This window comes from Streptomyces sp. NPDC058773, assembly GCF_042746015.1.
GTDB lineage: Bacteria > Actinomycetota > Actinomycetes > Streptomycetales > Streptomycetaceae > Streptomyces.
In genome coordinates, this window is sequence record NZ_JBHYPE010000001.1 from 216357 (window position 1) to 233409 (window position 17053).

The 17053-nt window shown below is 70.5% G+C and carries 15 protein-coding genes and 1 tRNA gene; 6 read left to right on the plus strand and 10 right to left on the minus strand.

The features are described 5' to 3' along the window. Window positions 1-42: 42 nt before the first annotated feature. Window positions 43-882, minus strand: coding sequence for a hypothetical protein (locus ACFW5B_RS00965; RefSeq protein ID WP_386431163.1), 840 nt, complete (start codon window positions 880-882; stop codon window positions 43-45). A gap of 246 nt (window positions 883-1128) precedes the next feature. On the opposite strand from ACFW5B_RS00965, the gene ACFW5B_RS00970 reads away from it, so the two are divergent. Further along, the gene (locus tag ACFW5B_RS00970) at window positions 1129-1623 is read left to right on the plus strand and encodes an ATP-binding protein (protein WP_386431165.1); all 495 of its coding nucleotides are present in this window, start codon (window positions 1129-1131) and stop codon (window positions 1621-1623) included. A 291-nt stretch (window positions 1624-1914) separates the two neighbouring features. After that, on the plus strand, window positions 1915-2589 hold the full coding sequence (locus tag ACFW5B_RS00975; protein ID WP_386431167.1) for a TetR/AcrR family transcriptional regulator: 675 nt from the start codon (window positions 1915-1917) through the stop codon (window positions 2587-2589). Window positions 2590-2623: 34 nt separating this feature from the next. On the opposite strand, the gene ACFW5B_RS00980 is transcribed toward ACFW5B_RS00975, so the two are convergent. Next, on the minus strand, window positions 2624-4084 hold the full coding sequence (locus ACFW5B_RS00980) for an aminopeptidase P family protein (RefSeq protein WP_386431672.1): 1461 nt from the start codon (window positions 4082-4084) through the stop codon (window positions 2624-2626). A 223-nt stretch (window positions 4085-4307) separates the two neighbouring features. After that, window positions 4308-5969, minus strand: a complete 1662-nt coding sequence (locus tag ACFW5B_RS00985) for a PP2C family protein-serine/threonine phosphatase (RefSeq protein ID WP_386431169.1) — start codon at window positions 5967-5969, stop codon at window positions 4308-4310. 697 nt (window positions 5970-6666) lie between these two features. Between ACFW5B_RS00985 and ACFW5B_RS00990 the strand changes: the two genes are divergently transcribed. Further along, the gene (locus ACFW5B_RS00990) at window positions 6667-7416 is read left to right on the plus strand and encodes a bifunctional DNA primase/polymerase (protein ID WP_386431171.1); all 750 of its coding nucleotides are present in this window, start codon (window positions 6667-6669) and stop codon (window positions 7414-7416) included. Between the two features lie 226 nt (window positions 7417-7642). After that, complete coding sequence (locus ACFW5B_RS00995) at window positions 7643-8230, plus strand: hypothetical protein (RefSeq protein WP_386431173.1); 588 nt, start codon at window positions 7643-7645, stop codon at window positions 8228-8230. Between the two features lie 248 nt (window positions 8231-8478). Here the strand turns inward: ACFW5B_RS00995 and ACFW5B_RS01000 are convergent, their stop codons facing one another. The 3 genes from ACFW5B_RS01000 to ACFW5B_RS01010 all read right to left on the minus strand — a co-directional run bounded on the left by ACFW5B_RS01000 (window position 8479) and on the right by ACFW5B_RS01010 (window position 11137). Further along, window positions 8479-9447: a DUF5926 family protein gene (locus ACFW5B_RS01000; RefSeq protein WP_386431175.1), complete on the minus strand. Its 969-nt coding sequence runs from the start codon at window positions 9445-9447 to the stop codon at window positions 8479-8481. A gap of 113 nt (window positions 9448-9560) precedes the next feature. Beyond that, a complete protein-coding gene (locus ACFW5B_RS01005) occupies window positions 9561-10238 on the minus strand; it encodes an ATP-binding protein (RefSeq protein WP_386431177.1) in 678 nt (225 codons plus the stop codon). 53 nt (window positions 10239-10291) lie between these two features. Next, window positions 10292-11137, minus strand: coding sequence for a glycerophosphodiester phosphodiesterase (locus ACFW5B_RS01010; protein WP_386431179.1), 846 nt, complete (start codon window positions 11135-11137; stop codon window positions 10292-10294). Between the two features lie 587 nt (window positions 11138-11724). On the opposite strand from ACFW5B_RS01010, the gene ACFW5B_RS01015 reads away from it, so the two are divergent. Next, a complete protein-coding gene (locus ACFW5B_RS01015) occupies window positions 11725-13179 on the plus strand; it encodes a S1C family serine protease (RefSeq protein ID WP_386431181.1) in 1455 nt (484 codons plus the stop codon). 52 nt (window positions 13180-13231) lie between these two features. Then, a tRNA-Ser gene (locus tag ACFW5B_RS01020) sits at window positions 13232-13318 on the plus strand. 197 nt (window positions 13319-13515) lie between these two features. On the opposite strand, the gene ACFW5B_RS01025 is transcribed toward ACFW5B_RS01020, so the two are convergent. The 4 genes from ACFW5B_RS01025 to ACFW5B_RS01040 all read right to left on the minus strand — a co-directional run bounded on the left by ACFW5B_RS01025 (window position 13516) and on the right by ACFW5B_RS01040 (window position 16973). Continuing rightward, window positions 13516-13953, minus strand: a complete 438-nt coding sequence (locus ACFW5B_RS01025) for a DUF488 family protein (RefSeq protein WP_386431183.1) — start codon at window positions 13951-13953, stop codon at window positions 13516-13518. After that, window positions 13950-14564: a DUF488 family protein gene (locus ACFW5B_RS01030; RefSeq protein WP_386431185.1), complete on the minus strand. Its 615-nt coding sequence runs from the start codon at window positions 14562-14564 to the stop codon at window positions 13950-13952. Before ACFW5B_RS01030 ends, ACFW5B_RS01025 begins: the two co-directional genes overlap by 4 nt. A 14-nt stretch (window positions 14565-14578) precedes the next feature. After that, on the minus strand, window positions 14579-15259 hold the full coding sequence (locus ACFW5B_RS01035) for a hypothetical protein (RefSeq protein ID WP_386431188.1): 681 nt from the start codon (window positions 15257-15259) through the stop codon (window positions 14579-14581). Between the two features lie 523 nt (window positions 15260-15782). After that, entirely contained in the window at window positions 15783-16973 is a 1191-nt protein-coding gene (locus ACFW5B_RS01040; RefSeq protein WP_386431676.1) for a cytochrome P450, read from the minus strand. Between the last annotated feature and the right edge of the window lie 80 nt (window positions 16974-17053).

The window sequence follows — 17053 nt, forward strand, 5'->3', positions numbered from 1 at the left end:
CGAGCCCGTACCCGGTCCTGCGGGAGCGTGCTTCGCGCGATGTCAGGCCGCGAGGGCGAGGGTGGGTGGCCCTCGCCTCACGACACTGTGGTGGAGTGCCGGGTCCTTCGGGCCGGGTTTGTCATCCCCGTACGAAACGGGGGCGCGCAGCGCCTTGTCGTGCGCCGCCCCGAGGCCCGTGAGCAGGGCGCGGACCAGCACGAGCGCCGCCCGCAGCGCACCGGCCAGCGTCCGTACGGTCATCCCGTACGCCGCCGGAGCCGACAGCCGGACCAGCCGCCACAGCGCCGCCTCGCCCCGCCGCAACAGCCAGCCGAGGGCGAGGGCCGCCAGCAGGTGCCCGAGCAGCATGGGCAGCGACGGCAGCAGGCCGTGCACCACCGGGTCGGCGGCGGCCGGGCCACCGGCCGTACCGTGCCCCGCCGGTGCGGCCACCCCGGCGGCGGAGGCCGCGTCGAGGCCACCCGGGCCGAGCGCCCGGCGGGCCTGCGCGCCGTCCAGCCGGCCGCTGCCGAGCCCGCACGTCAGATGCCGGGCCGCGCTGATCGCGGCCTGGTCCGAGAGCCCGCCGGCACCGGACGCGCTCCGCGCCACGGCGGGCGCCGGCTGCTGCCCGAAGGAGAACAGCGCATGCAGCGCGAGCTGTCCCACGGCGAGCCCGACGGCGATCCCCGGCAGCGTGCGCTCCCGCCCGGCCAGCGGCACCGCGACCGCGAACAGCGCGGCGGCGGCCACGCCCAGCGTCCACAGCGGGACGGTGGCACAGGAGCCGAGGATGTGCCCGGCCGCGGACAGCGCGACGCAGACCGCGGTGAAGACCGCGGCCCTCAACAGCCGGAGATCGGCGGCTGCGCGCGCTGTGGAGGCGGGCGGTGGAGTCATGGCCGCGCCATCATCCCACTGGTCCCGGAGCCCCCCTACGGCAGGTCGGTGCCAAGGGGCGCCCGGTGGGGCGTCCGGGGAGGCAGGCGGGGCGCGCGACGGCGCATGGGCGGCGCGGCACCTACACCGGTGCGCTCACTCCCCGCATCCGCCGAATGAGCGGTATCACGTCCCGGACATGCTTACGGACCTTGGGGCGCGGCAATAGGTAACGATATGTCGAGCCGCGGCCAGGAGGCTGGAGCGATGAGCATCTGGTGGTCACTCCATTTGCGGCGCGAGGCTGCGAGCGTGCCGCTCGCCCGTCGCCTGCTGCTGGGCACGATGGAGACCGCGGGCGTGGACCCGGACATCTGCTACGACCTGTCGGTGGCCCTCTCCGAAGCCTGCGCGAACGCCGTCGAGCACGGGGGCGACTCCACCGAGGACTACCGCGTCACGGCCTTCATCGACGGCGACACCTGCCGCATCGAGGTCACCGACTCGGGCCCCGGCTTCCGCCACAGCCCCGCACCCCCCGCCCCGCCCCATACGGCCACGGACCGCGCCCTCCCCCCGGCCCCCGTGCCCACCCCCGCGCAGGCCCCCGAGTTTGCCGAGGACGGCCGGGGGCTCTTTCTGATCGAGGCCCTCACCGACCACGTCCGCTACCGCAACCGCACGGGCCGCCCCGGCGCAGTGGTCAGCTTCGACAAGATCCTCAAGTGGCGCGAGGGAGCGGCGCTTCCGATGGCTTCGTGAGTGCGGGTTGCGGGTGACCGGGCTCCGAACGTCCCGTCCCCGTCCCGCAGTCCACCCGTGGCACACCGGGAAGCGGAGGTGTCAATCCGGGCGAACGTCGGCAGATGGATAATTGACCGGAAATCGCCCGTTGGGGAGAGTCGGCAGCGCGGTCTCGCGGTGGGAGGACCTCCCCCGCGGCGTCCCCTGTCCCGGCGAGACCAGCGCGCACCACGGTTAACGCGAAGTTGCTCGCGTTAACTCGTCTCGGACAATACTTGGCGTGAACCCGCACTGCAATACGGAGCCGTCGTGACGACAGCGCACCATGCCCCGGGCGAGACCCGGCCCGGCGGGCGTACGGCCCGCACCCGTCAGGCCGTATTGACCGCGGTCTTCCAGGAGTTGGGGGAGGGCGGCTTCGCCGGGCTGACCATGGAAAAGGTCGCGCAGCGCTCCGGAATCCACGTCGCGACGCTCTACCGCCGATGGCGCTCCATCGAGGGCCTGGTGTGCGAGTTGCTGGCCGATCTGAGTTCCGGTGTGCCGTTGCCGGACTCCGGCAGTCTGCCCACGGACCTGCATACGCTGGCCCGTTCGATAGCCGACTTCTACGGCGAGGCACGGATGAGCTCGCTGATCGAGGCGGTGGTCTCCGCCGCGGCGCGGGACCCGCAGGCGGCGGCGGTGCTGCGGTCCTTCTTCAGCGAACGGATGGCGCTGGCCACCCGGATGGTGCTGCGGGCCGTCGACCGTGGCGAACTGCCCGTGGACACCGACCCGGAGGGAGTGCTGTCGGCGCTCGGCGCGCCCTTCTGCTACCGGATTCTGATCGCCCGTCGACCGGTCGACCGGGACCTCGCCGAGTCCGCCGCCACCGCCGTCTGGGCGGCGGCCTGCGCGGGCGCCTATCGGAGGAAGGGCGAGGGCGGCCTTCCCGCCGACGAGTCGCCCGCCGTCAACAACAAGCCCCCCGGCGGCAGTTGACGCCACCAGGGGGCCTGCGCGAGGTCTCCCGCCGCTACGCGCCGAGCAGCCCGGCCATCCAGGACTCGACCTCTTCCGAGCGCCGGGGCAGTGCGGCGGACAGGTTCCGGTTGCCGTCGGCCGTGACGAGGATGTCGTCCTCGATGCGGACGCCGATGCCCCGGTACTCCTCCGGGACCGTCAGGTCGTCCGCCTGGAAGTACAGTCCGGGCTCGACGGTCAGCACCATGCCGGGCTCCAGCGTGCCGTTGACGTAGTGCTCGGTGCGGGCCGCGGCGCAGTCGTGGACGTCGAGGCCGAGCATGTGGCCGGTGCCGTGCAGGGTCCAGCGGCGCTGCAGGCCCAGTTCCAGGACCCGCTCGACCGGGCCCTCGACCAGGCCCCACTCGACCAGCTTCTCGGCCAGCACCCGCTGCGCCGCGTCGTGGAAGTCGCGGTAGGCGGCGCCCGGCTTGACCGCGGCGATGCCCGCCTCCTGGGCCTCGTACACCGCGTCGTAGATCGTGCGCTGGAGGTCGGTGTAGCGGCCGTTGATCGGCAGGGTGCGGGTCACGTCCGCGGTGTAGAGGGTGTGGGTCTCCACGCCGGCGTCCAGCAGGAGCAGGTCGCCGGAGCGGACGTCGCCGTCGTTACGGACCCAGTGCAGGGTGGTGGCGTGCGGTCCGGCGGCGCAGATCGAGCCGTAGCCGATGTCGTTGCCCTCGACGCGGGCGCGCAGGAAGAACGTTCCTTCGATGTAGCGCTCGCTGGTCGCCTCGGCCTTGTCCAGGACCTTCACGACGTCCTCGAAGCCGCGCACCGTCGAGTCGACGGCCTTCTGCAGCTCGCCGATCTCGAACGCGTCCTTGACCGCGCGGGCTTCGGAGAGCAGGACACGCAGCTCCTCGTCGCGCTCGGCGGTGACCTTGTCGGCCAGCGCGGCCTCGATACCGGCGTCGTGGCCGCGCACCACGCGGACCGGGCCGGTGGCCTCCTTGAGCGCGTCGGGCAGCTCGCGGACGTCCTTGCAGGGGACGCCGAGCAGCGCCTCGGACTCGCTGAGGCTGTGGCGCCGGCCGACCCACAGCTCGCCCATGCCGTTGAGCCAGAACTCGCCGTTCTCACGGTTGGAGCGGGGCAGCCGGTAGAGCGTCGCCTCGTGCGCGTCCCCGTTCGGCTCCATGACCAGGACGCTGTCGTCGGTCTGGTCGCCGGTGAGGTAGACGTACTCCGTCGAGGCGCGGAACGCGTACTCGGTGTCGTTGGAGCGGGTCTTCAGATTGCCCGCCGGGATCACCAGGCGCTCCCCGGGGAACTGCGCGGACAGCGCGGCCCGGCGGCGGGCGGCGTGCGGGGCCTGCGCGATCGGCTGGAGGTCGCGCAGCTCGGTGTCGGCCCAGCCGCTCTTCATGTTCGCCGCGAGCTCGTCGGAGACGCCCGGGTAAAGGCCGTTCTTGCGCTGCTTGATCGGCTGCTCGTCCTCGTCCGGGGTCTCCGGAGTGAGCTCGTCGGTCACCATGCCTCCTTTAAAGACTGAACCGCATTCCATCGTATGTGCGGATCGAAAGCGGTCCAGGGGGCCGAAGGTGTGACCTCTTTGCCAGTACGGCCATAGGAGGCATGGCGGCCGGGGCAGGCCCGCGACAGCGGGTCCGCCCGTCCTGGGTGGCGTGCTCGGGGCCGGCCCCGCGACCAGGGCCGGGGGCCGCCGGACCGGCCCCGAGTCGCCGGACCGGGGGCTACTCCTCGAAGTACGCGGCGAGCAGCACGACGTCCTCCTCGGACGAGGGGTCGTCCAGGCCCTGCGGCAGCATCGTGCGCAGGATGTGGTCGCAGACCGCCTCCGGATCATGGCGGGCGGCCCGGGGAACGCCCGCGGCGGCCGCGTGCAGCCGGGTGAAGGCGCGGTCCATGGGCTCGCCGGTGCGGTGCAGCAGCCCGTCGCTGTAGAGGAGCAGGGTCTCGCCGGCGGCCGGTTCGATCTCCACGCTCGGCGCCTCCCAGCAGGCCAGCATGCCCAGCGGCGCGGACAGCGAGGTCTCCACGTACTCGGTCCGCAGATCGCCGAGGATCAGCGGCGGGCAGTGGCCGGCCCCGGCCAGCACGATCTTGCGGGCGAACGGGTCGGTGATCCCGCCCGGCATCGGGGGTGCGGGCGGTCCGCCGGGCGCGCCGGGCGGCGGCTCGGTGAAAGCGAACAGCGCGGTGGCGCTGCGGGCCGGCTCGGTCAGCCGCAGCAGCAGTTCGAGGTCGGAGAGGACCGCGACCGGATCCTCGCCCTCCATGACGGCGTAGGCGCGCAGCGACGCCCGCAGCCGGCCCATGGCCGCCACCGCGCTCGGGCCGGAGCCGGTCACCGAACCGATGGCCAGCCCCAGCGCGCCGTCGGGCAGCGGCAGCGCGTCGTACCAGTCGCCGCCGCCGAGCGGCCCGCTGCTGTGCCGCACCGCGAGGCGGACGCCGGGGACCCGCGGCAGCCGGTGCGGCAGCAGCTCCTCGCGCAGGGTGCGGACGGCCTGCCGGGTGCGGTGGAGTTCGAGGAGGCGGGCGAGGTGTTCGGCGGCGTGCGCCCGGTAGCGGCCGATGAGGTGGCGCTGCCGTTCGGTGGGCTCGGCCGGTTCGTCGTAGAGCCAGACCGCGGCGCCGGTCCGGCCGATGGGGTCGGCGGTGAGCGGGACCGCGTAACTGGCGGCGTAGCCGAGCCGGGCCGCGACCTCGCGCAGCCGCGGGTCGAGATCCTTCTCGCCGGGGATGTCGGGTTCGGAGATCTCGGTGCACGGCCCGGCCGCCGCCGCGCCGCGGGGGCCCGGGGGACGGCCCGCGTCGCTCTCGTGCCGGAGTCCGTCGAGCGGTCCGCTCCGGGTGTCGTCGGTGGTGCCCGGCGCCGGGAGGCCGTCCAGTATCCGCGCGTACGACAGGGCGCGGCGCGGGATGGTCTCGATGGAGCCGATCTCGGCGTGGCCGAGGCCGAGTCCGACGGTGGTCTCCGGGCCGAAGCCGTCGGCCGGGGCGAGCACGACCAGTCCGCGGCGCGCACCGACCAGGGAGGCGCCGGCGCGCAGCAGCTCGTGGAAGGCGGCCTCCAGCGTGCGGGTGCGGGCGAGCCGTTCGGTCAGGTCGTGCAGGGTGCTGAGGTCGGAGATCCACCCGGCCAGCCGGTCCTGCGCGGCGGTGAGTTGATCGACGACGGAGAGTTCGGGGGTGTCGCCGGGGGCGGTGTCTGACGTGGCGTCGGGTGCGGGCTCCCGAGAGGCGCCCGGAAGGGGGTGCGGCGAGTCGCCGGACGGGGTGCCGACGGTGGGGCCCGCGGGGGTGTTCCCCAGATGCGGGTCGACAGTGTGAGTGGGGGCGGGAAGAGCTGGTTCGATTCCAGCCACTTTCGGTACGTGAGGGGTGGTCATGGCCGGCGACTATCGTCGCGCCCGGTAATACCCCAGGTCAGGCCGCCATTTGGTAGGGAGTGCGGCATTTTGTTGAGTGATGTTGCGCGGTACGATTGGCCGCTCAATTTCCTCAATAGCATCGCAAACCCCCATGTCATGCTGCTCCGCTATCAATGCTCCACATGTACACGCATCAACGATGTGATGTCCAGCACTCTCCCCTTGGGGTTTGTGGTGTCTGCGAGGTCTGTAGATTGGCCTGAAAAAGGCCCCTCAAGCGTCAATTTGAGGTCGACTGACGGCGATCAGCAGCGCGTCATCACCACAGTGGCGGGTACGTACTCGGAAAGGTGCGGGGCCAGTTGGGGCCGTACCGGAACTCTCCGGCGGACGCCGGCGTCTAATACGGCGACGACCGCGACGCACCCCCAAGAGGCGGGGACTGCACCACGGAGGCGCAATCGCCATGGGCGCGCCACCCCCCGCCATGTTCCACGCTCGGCGTACGGCGTGATGCGCTGCCTTGTACACGCGGTGACCTGTGATCCACGTGGCGTGATCGAGATGCGATCGACCCCGGGTTGCACCGCCGGGCCGCAGGAAACGCCACACCACGGCATGAAGCGGCACGGCACGAACGACGGCGAACCGGCAAGAAGTGCCATGTAGTGCGATGGACAAAGCCCTCGGCGTTTACGGAAAGGAACGAGCGCTCATGCGCGAGATCCTCGGAAGGCGACGCAAGCTCCTGTTCCGGCGCGGCGGACGGTCGGCGCTGCTCGGTGCGGCGCTCCACTGCGCCACCGAGTGGCAGTGGCCCGTCCTTCCCGGTGTGGGGATCAGGCCCGCCGGCCGTCAGCCGGCCGGTGCCCGGCTCGGCCTCGGTGAGCGGCCCGTCCGCCGGTGCAGCTGCCCCGACCCCGAGTGCGTGGTGCCCGGCGCGCACCCCTTCGACCCCGGTTTGCTGGCCGCCACGACCGATGCCCGGATGGTGCGTTGGTGGTGGACGAACCGCCCCGATGCCCCGGTCGTGCTGGCCACCGGCGGCAGCGCGCCGTGCGCGCTGAGCCTGCCCGCCGTCGCGGGTGCCCGCGCCCTGGCGGCCCTGGACCACTTCGGCGTACGCCTCGGCCCCGTGGTGGCCACGCCCACCCGCTGGTCGCTGCTCGTCGCGCCGTACGACCTCGCCGAGTTGGGCGAGCTGCTGCATTCCCAGGACTGGGTGCCCAGCTCGCTGCGGTTCCACGGCGAGGGCGGCTATGTGGTGCTCCCGCCCTCCCGGATCGGCACCGGCCAGGTCCGCTGGGAACGGCCGCCGGCCTCCCCCAAACTCGCAACTTCGTCCGAGCAGGGGGGACCCCCACCCTCGTCCGCGCCCTGGCTGCCGAAGGTGGCCACGATCGTGGACGCCCTGGTCACGGCGAGCACCAGCACCCCCGACGGCGGCAGCCGGCTCGCGTACTGACGCCCGCGCCGCACCCCGGAGTCCCTCCCGTCCACCCGTCGGGCGGTCGGGATCAACGCGCGGGCGGATCACCCGTTCGGGTGTGACCGGCCCGGACAGCTACGGGGAAGTGGCGTCCGGCGTCCGGGCGCACCCCCGCCGCCCGATAGGTTCGGCCCACCGTCAAGCCGCCGTCGCGGCATCTCAATCGCAGGTGGGGGCCATGCAGCGTGCGCGGAAAGTCCGCATGACCGGTCTCGCCGGCGCGGCGGTGCTCGCCGCCGTCGTGCCGCTGGGCGCCGCAATGGCCGGTCCGGCCGACCTCGTCGCGTCCGGGGCGGCCGCCACGTCCGAAAACCGCTCTACGGGCAAAAGGGGTATCAGCCAGGAAAGCGTTACCAAGGCGGGCAATGGTTCCGTCGTCGCGGACGCCCGGACCGCCGTCGGCTCGTCCGCCGCCCCTGGCCTGCCGCCCCGCTCCGGCCGTATCTCCCGCTGCGGCCCCCAACTCACCGCTCCCGGGCGGATCCAGGCCCAGACCTGTGTGCTCGCCGAGGACGGTCTGACCTGGGGGCGGACGTACTACCGCAATCTCACCGGCGGCCCGCTGCGCGCCGCGCTCACGCTGCTGCGGCCGGACGGCACGACCGTCCAGGTGAACTGTGAGGTGTCGGCGGACGGCCCGCCCGGCCTGTGCGAGACGCCGGCCGGGGCGACCGTGCGCCGGGGCGGGCCGTACGGGGCGGTGGCGGAGTTCTCCGATGCTGCGGGGGAGCGGCTGCTGCTGCGCGCCGGAAGCAATTCCGGTGCGGGAAGCGGTGGTTCGGGCCGCTGACGCCGTGGGGCGCGGGGAGCCGGGGCCGGGCAGGCGGAGTGCCGGGCTCCGGGCATGGAAGCGCCCGGTCGCTGGCGACGGGGGATGCACCAGCGACCGGGCTTCTAGAACCGTAACAAGAGATTGGCGGTTCGCAAATTCGATCGTGGAATTCCGGACGCCTATTTACCGGCAGGTACGGGGAGTTGTGACAGGTGTCACGCCTGAGATCCCCGAGGGCGTCCGGTCCGCCCGACCGGGCGGTCCGCTCAGCTCAGGGTCACCTGGCGGTTGGTGAGCCCGCCGCGCGCCCGGCGCTCCTCGGGGGTGAGCGGGGCGTCCGACGCGAGCGCCTCCGCCAGCCGCTCGGCGAACGCCTCGGCAGGCTTGGCGACGTCCTCGGCGCTCATCGACGAGGGCAGGTCCCAGACCGGCACGACCAGGCCGTGCGCGCGGAACGAGCCCACCAGGCGGGTGCCTTCGCCGAGCGAGGAGGCGCCCGCGGCGTGCAGCCGGGCGAGCGCGTCGAGCAGCTGCTCCTCGGGGTGCGCGGTGACCCAGCGCAGGTGGTTCTTCTCCGGGGCCTCGCACCAGTACGCGCCCTCCAGGCCGGGGATCCGCTCGGTGGGAATGGCCGCCGCGTTGGCCCGCTCCAGGGAGGCGGCGACCTCGCCGGTGGCGTTCTCGGCGTTCTCCACCCAGAACTCGAAGCCGGTGTGGACGTTCGGCTCAAAAGCCGCGTCCGGGTCGAGCAGATCCTGCAGCCGCGGACCGTCGGGGGACGGGCGGCCGGCGGCGACCGGGGTGCCGGGCTCGGCCTCCAGCGCGCGCTGGAGGGTGTCGGCGAGGGCGCGGCTGAGGTCACCGGAGGCGGTGTCGTTCTGCACGCCGAGCAGGACCGCGCCGTTGTCGCGGCGCAGCGCGGGCCAGGCCATCGGCAGCACGGTCGCCAGCGTCACGGACGGGACGCCCTCGGGCAGTCCGCCCTTCAGCGTCAACTCGGCGGTGGCGGCGGGCACCAGCTCGCGCAGCGCCACCCAGTCGCACTCACCGGTCAGGCCCTCGAAGGGGCGCTGCACCAACTCGGTGGCGGCGTGCGCCGCCTGTCGCCCGTGACAGGCCTTGTACCGGCGGCCGGAGCCGCACGGGCAGGGCTCACGGGCGCCGACGACCGGCACCTCGCCGTCCTTGATCTGCGGTGCTGCGGCCTGGGACTGGGGACGGCGCTTCTTGGCCATGACGACGGTGTCTCCTGGTCGATCCGGGGCGTACGGACGCGTTTCGGCGCGAGCCTAGAGGATTGCGTACGCCGTCGCGCCCGGCCGCGCGCCGGCCGTGTCCCGCCGTGCCGCTACGGCAGATCGTCGAAGTCCGGGAAATCCGGGGCGAGCGGCCGGCCCGGGATGGGTCCCGGGCCCGTGGTGAGCGAGGGCGGCAGATCGGGTGTCAGGTCCACGCGCGTAGCGAACGCGCCCTGCAGCGAGAGTGCCGCCCAGACCGTGACTTCGCCGACGACGGAGTCGCGTACGCCCCAGTCCTTGGCGAGCGAGCGGATGATGGCCAGCCCGCGGCCGCCGCGCGCCGTGACCGAGGGAGTGGCCGGAAGCGGTCGGGTCGGGCCGCCGCCGTCCGTGACCGCGACGGTCAGCCGGCCCTGTGCGTCGATCTGCCAGGAAGCCCGGACGGATGCCAACGGGCCGTCCTGCGCCGCGGCCGAAGCGGAACCCGGTGACCGGTGTTCGTATATCGGACGCGCATGGCGACAGGAATTACTCAGCAGCTCCGAAAGGATGAGGACCGCGTCATCGACGACTGTGTCCTGAACTCCACTTGCCAACAGCTCTTCGCGCATGCGCCGCCTGGCCATGCCCACACCCACAGGACCATGGGGTACGGCCATGATCGACGACGTCGGCACCTCTTGTGCCACCACCAACGCCACCCCCGAGACCTCCTTTGCCCCACGCCACGGGATGAATGCCCCAATGGACTGGACCGGAAACCGGCCAAGCGGCACATGGTGACGCATTGGGCACTCCGGAATGCGGGTCGAATGCGCCGGTGCACACCCTGTGATGGGCTTTAGCCAAGGCCGAGTTGGATTCGCACCTGTTTGGGGCGATTCGTAATCACCGCATCCACCCCCAATTCCTGGCACAGCTCGACATCGGCGGTGTCGTTGACCGTCCAGACGTGGACGCGGTGGCCCGCGCGGTGTGCCTTGGCGACGTAGTCGGGGTGTGAGCGGAGGATGCGTATCCCGGGGCCCGCGATGCCGACGCCGGGCGGGAGCCGGCCGTCGCGGTGCCGTGGCGTGAGGAATTGCATCAGGTAGACGCCGGGGATGCAGGGCGCCGCGGCCCGTACGCGATGCAGGGAGCGCGCCGAGAAGCTCATGACCCGGACCGCGGGGGGCCGGTCGGGGTGCCTGGCCGGATTCGTGTGCCCGAACCGCGTCAGCAGCTCGACCAGCCGCTCCTCCACCTGTCCGGCCCAGCGTGTCGGGTGCTTGGTCTCGATGGCCAGCTCGACCCGGCGGTCCGCGTCGGCGACCAGCTCCAGCAGCCGTTCCAGGGTCAGTACGGAGGTCCGCTCGGGGTCCTCGTGCTGCCGGTCCGGTGCCTCGTTGCCGAAACCTTCTTCCTTCCAGGAGCCGAAGTCGAGCATGGCCAGGTCGGCGAGCTCCAGAGCGGAGACCGAGCCGCGCCCGTTGGACGTGCGGTTCACCCGCCGGTCGTGCACGCAGACCAGATGCCCGTCCGCGGTCAGCCGGACATCGCACTCCAGGGCGTCCGCCCCGTCCTCGATGGCCTTGCGGTAGGCCGCCAGGGTGTGTTCCGGGGCGTCCTCGGAGGCACCGCGATGGGCGATGACGGAAATGGCCGGACGGTCCGGACGGGCGTCCTGGGCGGGGCGTGCATAGGTCACCGCGTTATCGTGCCATCCGCCACGGAGGGGCCGCCGGGCGTTTGTCCGGGGAGAGGAACAGGGGATGCGTCGCTTTTGTCCGGGATAAAGGATGAGGGGACAGTCACAGCCTCGGCTTACGGTGCTCTGACGCTCGGTGGGAAAGGGTGGAGGGGAGACTCGCCCGCACCGCCCGGCCCGGATCACCGGACGGGCCCGCGGACGGGGCTCACGTGCGGCCGGGGTGTGCGGGACAGGACCTGCGGACCATGGCCGGCGGCCCCGGACCGGCGGACCGGGACTCGCCCGTATCGCCGGGATCCTTGATCCTGGAGGACCGGGCTCCCCGTCCACCGGCACGAGGAGCTGTACGACCCGGAGGGCCCTGCGCCCGCCGGACCGGAAGGACCGCACCACCCGACGGACCGCGAGGCCCGCCGGCCCCGACAAGAACCGCATCACCCGGACGCACCCCCAGGGTCCGGCCGAACCGCAAGTCCCGGAAGAAACGGCCCGCCCCGGATCCCGGGATGGATGAGATCCGCGGCGGCAGGGAAGCAGCCTGCCAGACCGTGGGCGCCGACAGTCATGAAGCTGAGGAGAGAGCTGTGAGCACCGAGAACGAGGGAGCCGCCGTCCCGCCGGAGGCCAAGCCGCCGGCCGGGCCGCAGCCGGACAGCGCCCCCGCGTCCGCCTCCGGTGACCGGACTCCCGACGCCCCGCAGACGCCGCCCCCGCCGCCGGGCTTCGCCCCGGCCGCCGGACACCCTCCGCAGCCCGGCTACGGCCACCCCGGCGACGCCCCCACGACCGAGCAGACCGCCCAGATCCCGCCGTACCCGGGCACCGGCCACGCCGCCCCCGGCGCGGGCGGCGGCTGGGGCCAGCAGCCCCCGTACGGCAGCGACCCCTGGGCGGTGGCCGGCAGCCCCGCGCCCAAGCGGCGCAACGGCGGCCTGATCGCGGCCGTCCTGGTGGCCGCGCTGGTGGCCGGTGGTATCGGCGGCGGCATCGGCTTCTGGGCCGCGGGCCAGAACGACAGCGCCTCGACGACGGTCTCCGCGCCCGGCGACCCCGGGGCGCTGAACCGCAAGCCGACCTCCGTCTCCGGGATAGCGCAGAAGGCCCTGCCCAGCGTCGTGACGATCGAGGCGCAGGGTGCCACCGGCGAGGGCGGCACCGGCACCGGCTTCGTCTACGACAAGCAGGGCCACATCCTCACCAACAACCACGTGGTCGCCAGCGCGGCCGGCGGCGGCAAGCTCACCGCGACGTTCTCCAACGGCAAGAAGTACGACGCCGAGGTCGTCGGCAACGCCCAGGGCTACGACGTCGCCGTGATCAAGCTGAAGAACGCCTCCGGCGCCCCGCTCAACCCGCTCCCGCTCGGCAAGTCCGGCAATGTGCAGGTCGGCGACGCCACGATCGCCATCGGCGCCCCCTTCGGTCTGTCCGGCACGGTCACCACCGGCATCATCAGCGCCAAGGACCGCCCGGTGGCCTCCAGCGACGGCGGCGGCACCAGCGCCTCGTACATGAGCGCCCTGCAGACCGACGCCTCGATAAACCCCGGTAACTCCGGCGGCCCCCTGATGGACGCCGCCGGCAATGTCATCGGCATCAACTCCGCGATCCAGTCGGCGGGCAACGGCGGCGGCCTGGGCGGCGAGTCCCAGCAGTCCGGCAGCATCGGCCTGGGCTTCGCGATCCCCATCGACCAGGCCAAGCGGGTCGCCCAGGACCTGATCAGGACCGGCAAGCCGGTCTACCCCCAGATCGGCGTCCAGGTCGGTATGCGGGACACCGGCGACGGCGCGACCATCGCCCAGACCGGCAACAACGGCTCCAAGGCCGTCACCCCGAACGGCCCCGCCGACAAGGCGGGCCTCCGCCCCGGCGACACCATCACCAAGCTCGACAACACCGTCATCGACAGCGGCCCCACCCTCATCAGCGAGATCTGGCAGCACAAGCCCGGCGACGAGGTCACCCTCACCTACAAGCGCGGCGGCAAGGAGCACACCGCCCATGTGACCCTGGGCCAGCGCACAGGCGACAAGTGACGCGCTAGTCTGATCCCGCGACACCTTCGCGCCCCGCGCACCGGTGCCGCGGGGAGGCTTGCCCGAGCGGCCTAAGGGAACAGTCTTGAAAACTGTCGTGGCGGCAACGTCACCGTGGGTTCAAATCCCACAGCCTCCGCTGAGGTCAGCGAGTTAGCTGGTCAGAAGGGGTGTCCTGCTTCGGCGGGGCACCCCTTCTGCGTTCGTCCTGTCTCACCCCGGAGTTTGTCTGGGAGTGGTGTTGGGGGCTCGCCGTTTCGACCCACGTGTCTCGTAGGGGCATTTCGTCGTGTGGAGCGGCCCGAGTACGCACGCACCGTTTACGGGGTATGAGCCTTATGTCAGGTGCTCGATCGAGACGTTGCCCCACTGCTGCGCCAGGTATTCGGCAACTAGTCGGCGATGACAATGCTCCGCATTATCTTCACTGCAAAGCAGGACGGCGTTGTTGAGTAGTTCCTGTGGGACGGTGTTCTCAATGTGGCGATCCTTCATTAACTCCAGGAAGCGTTCTTCGTAGGATGCCCAGCTGGCACCTCGCTTCTTGTAGTCGTCGAGCATGGACTGGGTTGGTGCCAGATCGATGCGATGGGCGTATTGCACGTCGCAAATCTCACTCAGGAAGTACTTCAGGTCATCGCGCTTGGCGAAGCCAGACAATTGTGAGACGTTGTTCAGCCGGACATCGATCAGCGTTGCCACCTCGGCTTTGCGCAGTAGCCCGAAAAACTTTTCTGCGGACTTCTTTGTGAAGCCGATTGTGTAGAGTTTCATTTTTCCGGCGTCCCGTTGATGCGAAGCTCCTCATTGACGTACGCGATGCGGTGTTCCTGGCGGCTGAGCGCCTCTTGGAGGCGCTCAGCCGGCGTGCGGAATAGTTCTTCCTGGTCCAGTCTGAAGCTGGCCATCAGGCGTTGCATTGCCGTGCTATGGCTCTCGATATGTCCGTCGCCGTGAATGTGGTCGACAGTGGTCCCGTGTTCTTCGAGCGTTCGCGCGACGAGGATGCAGCGATGGCATTCGAGTGGTTCTTGTTCGGTGCACATGATGGCGATTCGCTCGTTCTGTGCACCCTTCAGTACGCGGTTGATGCCGCTGGCGAAATCCGGGGTCTGGGCGAGGCGGCTGTACTGTACCTGTCCGTCGACATAGCATGTGGCGTCTTTCGTACGCGCTCCGAGTTCGTTGCCCAGGAAGGCGTACTTGATGCCAACCTCGCGCAGACTGCGCTTCACTGCATCTCGGTTGAACTGAGGGGTGAACCGACTGGCGGGTGTCGACCGCGCATCGGCGACCGCCGTGATTTCATGCTTGTGAAGTAGGCCCAGGAAATGTGAAACGCTATGCGTGGAGTGCCCGACGGTAAACACGGTATTCAGTGTCATTGCTTGCTGCCTGCTTAAATCTTTGCTCGCTCGATGATGGCTGCCACTAATTTGTAAGCGTAATCTTCGAACGGTTCGCCGAGACTCACCGTAAGGAAAGATTCGCTCAGGTTGTATGTCCCCTCCTGCTTGGCCAAGTATGTCTGTTCGTACTCGGGATCGGTGAGTCGCAGTATGTAGGTGCATCCGGCATGGCGAAAATGTGCGTCCACGACCTTCTTCCTGTCGCCGAACGCTGAGCCAGGGGTGTGCACCTGTAACGTTACGCAGTCAACCCGGATGAGCTTGAGTGAGTCCGGCAAAGTGTGCGCTTGATCAGTCAAGACGCGGTTGTTGCTGCCGTGATATGTGCTGTGTCCGTTGATCCATAAGGTTTTTGGGCGCTGCTCCAGTGTGAGCAGCGTGTCCCACTCGGCCCTGCCGGTCTTCTCCCAGTAGCGCTTGGGGTCAAGGAGCCAGTTTTCGCTCTGGTAGCTGTGCGCCTGAGGGCGCAGGAGCGGCACGGCGATAATATCGAGGACTCTCGGGTCTGATCTGTCGGCATATTGCCGCTCATGAGCGGATACTTCGCCGTTCGGGCGGGCGCTGACCGGGCGTATCCATTGTCCCGGACCCTTGCCAACCATGCCCGCCACGCATCGACCCGCATTCTTGCGCGAGTTCGCTAAGCACACGAACGTCTTTACAGCTGTCATGCGTACCCCCGAAGCTGAAGTGCCGGCCCGTTCGTGACGATATCCCGGCGCATTAACACGGGGCGACGGTTTCCCGTGGAGTAACCACCGCTATCAGCCAGGCTCAAGCCGCCTCGAAGAAGAGCCTCTTCGAGGCGCCCGGGTCCATAGCCCTGGGCGGGCCTCTCCTTTTCGATCATGGCGGACTTTCCATCTCGCAGGTCAGCCCCACCCTTCAGGTCAGCAACACCCCTGAGACGGGGGGCGACAGGTATGCAGGTCCCGGTCAGCCGGCGACGCCGGGCCAGTTCACGTAAGCCATGAACGCCGCCGGCCCACCACAGGGTCGGCATAACAATGGCTCAGATCTTGTCCCGCACGGGCGGCCTCGTCGTGAAAACTGTCGTGGCGGCAACGTCGCCGTGGGTTCAAATCCCACAGCCTCAGCAGGGGTAGGGAAACTGCAGGTCGGAGCGGGTCCGGGAGTTGTCCGGGCCCGCTCCGGTGGTGTGGGTGGGGGTGATGGTGCGGCCTGCCGAGGGGTTTACCGGGTGGATTCTGTCCAGGTGACCGGGAGTTCGTGGACGCCGTAGATGTTCATGTCGGTCCGGAGTTTCACTTCGTTGGCGGGGATGGCGAGCCGGAGGGTGGGGAAGCGGCGCAGGAGGGCGTCGAAGCCGGCGCGCATCTCGATGCGGGCCAGTTGCTGGCCGAGGCACTGGTGGATGCCGTGGCCGAAGGACAGGTGGCCGCGGGCCTTGCGGTGGACGTCCAGGGTGTCGGGGTGGTCGAAGCGTCGGGGATCGCGGTTGGCGGCCAGGAGCGAGATGACGACGGTTGACCCCTTGTTGATGGTTTCGCCGCCGAGTTCGATGTCCTCCGTGGCGTAGCGGTAGAAGATGTCGGCCACGGACAGGTAGCGCAGGAGTTCCTCGACGGCGTCGGGGAGCAGGTCCGGGGTGGCCCGCAGCGCGGCCAGCTGTTCGGGGTGTTCCAGGAGTGCGAAGGTGCCCAGTGCCAGCATGTTGGCGGTGGTCTCGTGGCCGGCGAGCAGCAGCAGGAAGGCGATGCCGGTCAGTTCCTCGATGGTGAGGTCGTCCTGGCGGGCCAGGTCGGACAGGATGTCCTCGCCGGGCTCGGCGCGTTTGCGGGTGACCAGTTCGGCGAGGTAGGCGGTCATCGCGCCGTAGGCGGCCATCTTCTCTTCGAGCGGCAGGTCCTTGACCATGAACGTGGCGGAGTTGACCTGGAAGGTGTCCCGGTCCTCGTAGGGGACGCCGAGCAGTTCGCAGATCACCAGTGAGGGCACCGGCAGCGCGAACTCCTTGACCAGGTCGACCGGCGGGGCGAGGCGCGCCATCTCGTCCAGTTGCCGCTCGACGATCTCGGCGAGGTGCTCTTCGAGCATCTTCATGCGCCGGACCGTGAAGGCGCCGGTGAGCTTGCGCCGCAGCCGGGTGTGGTCCGGCGGGTCCATGGCGACGAACAGGCCCGGGACCTGCGGGGACGGTTCGGTCATGACGGGCATGTCGGTGGCGTCGTACGGCATGTGCAGAACGCCGAGGTCCTGGCGGGAGCTGAACCGGGTGTCGGCCATGAGCCGGCGGACCGCGTCGTAGCCGGTGACGAGCCAGCCTTCGTGGCCGTCGGGGAAGAGCAGGGGGCTGACCGGGCGGGCCTCGCGCAGCCGGGTGATGGCACGGGGCGGGTCGAAGGGGCCCGCGTCGCGTTCCAGGGGGAGGCCGTGGGGGACGGGAATTGCTTGGCCGGGTTGACCGGGCCGGCCGGGTTGACCCGTCTGGCTCGTCTGACGCT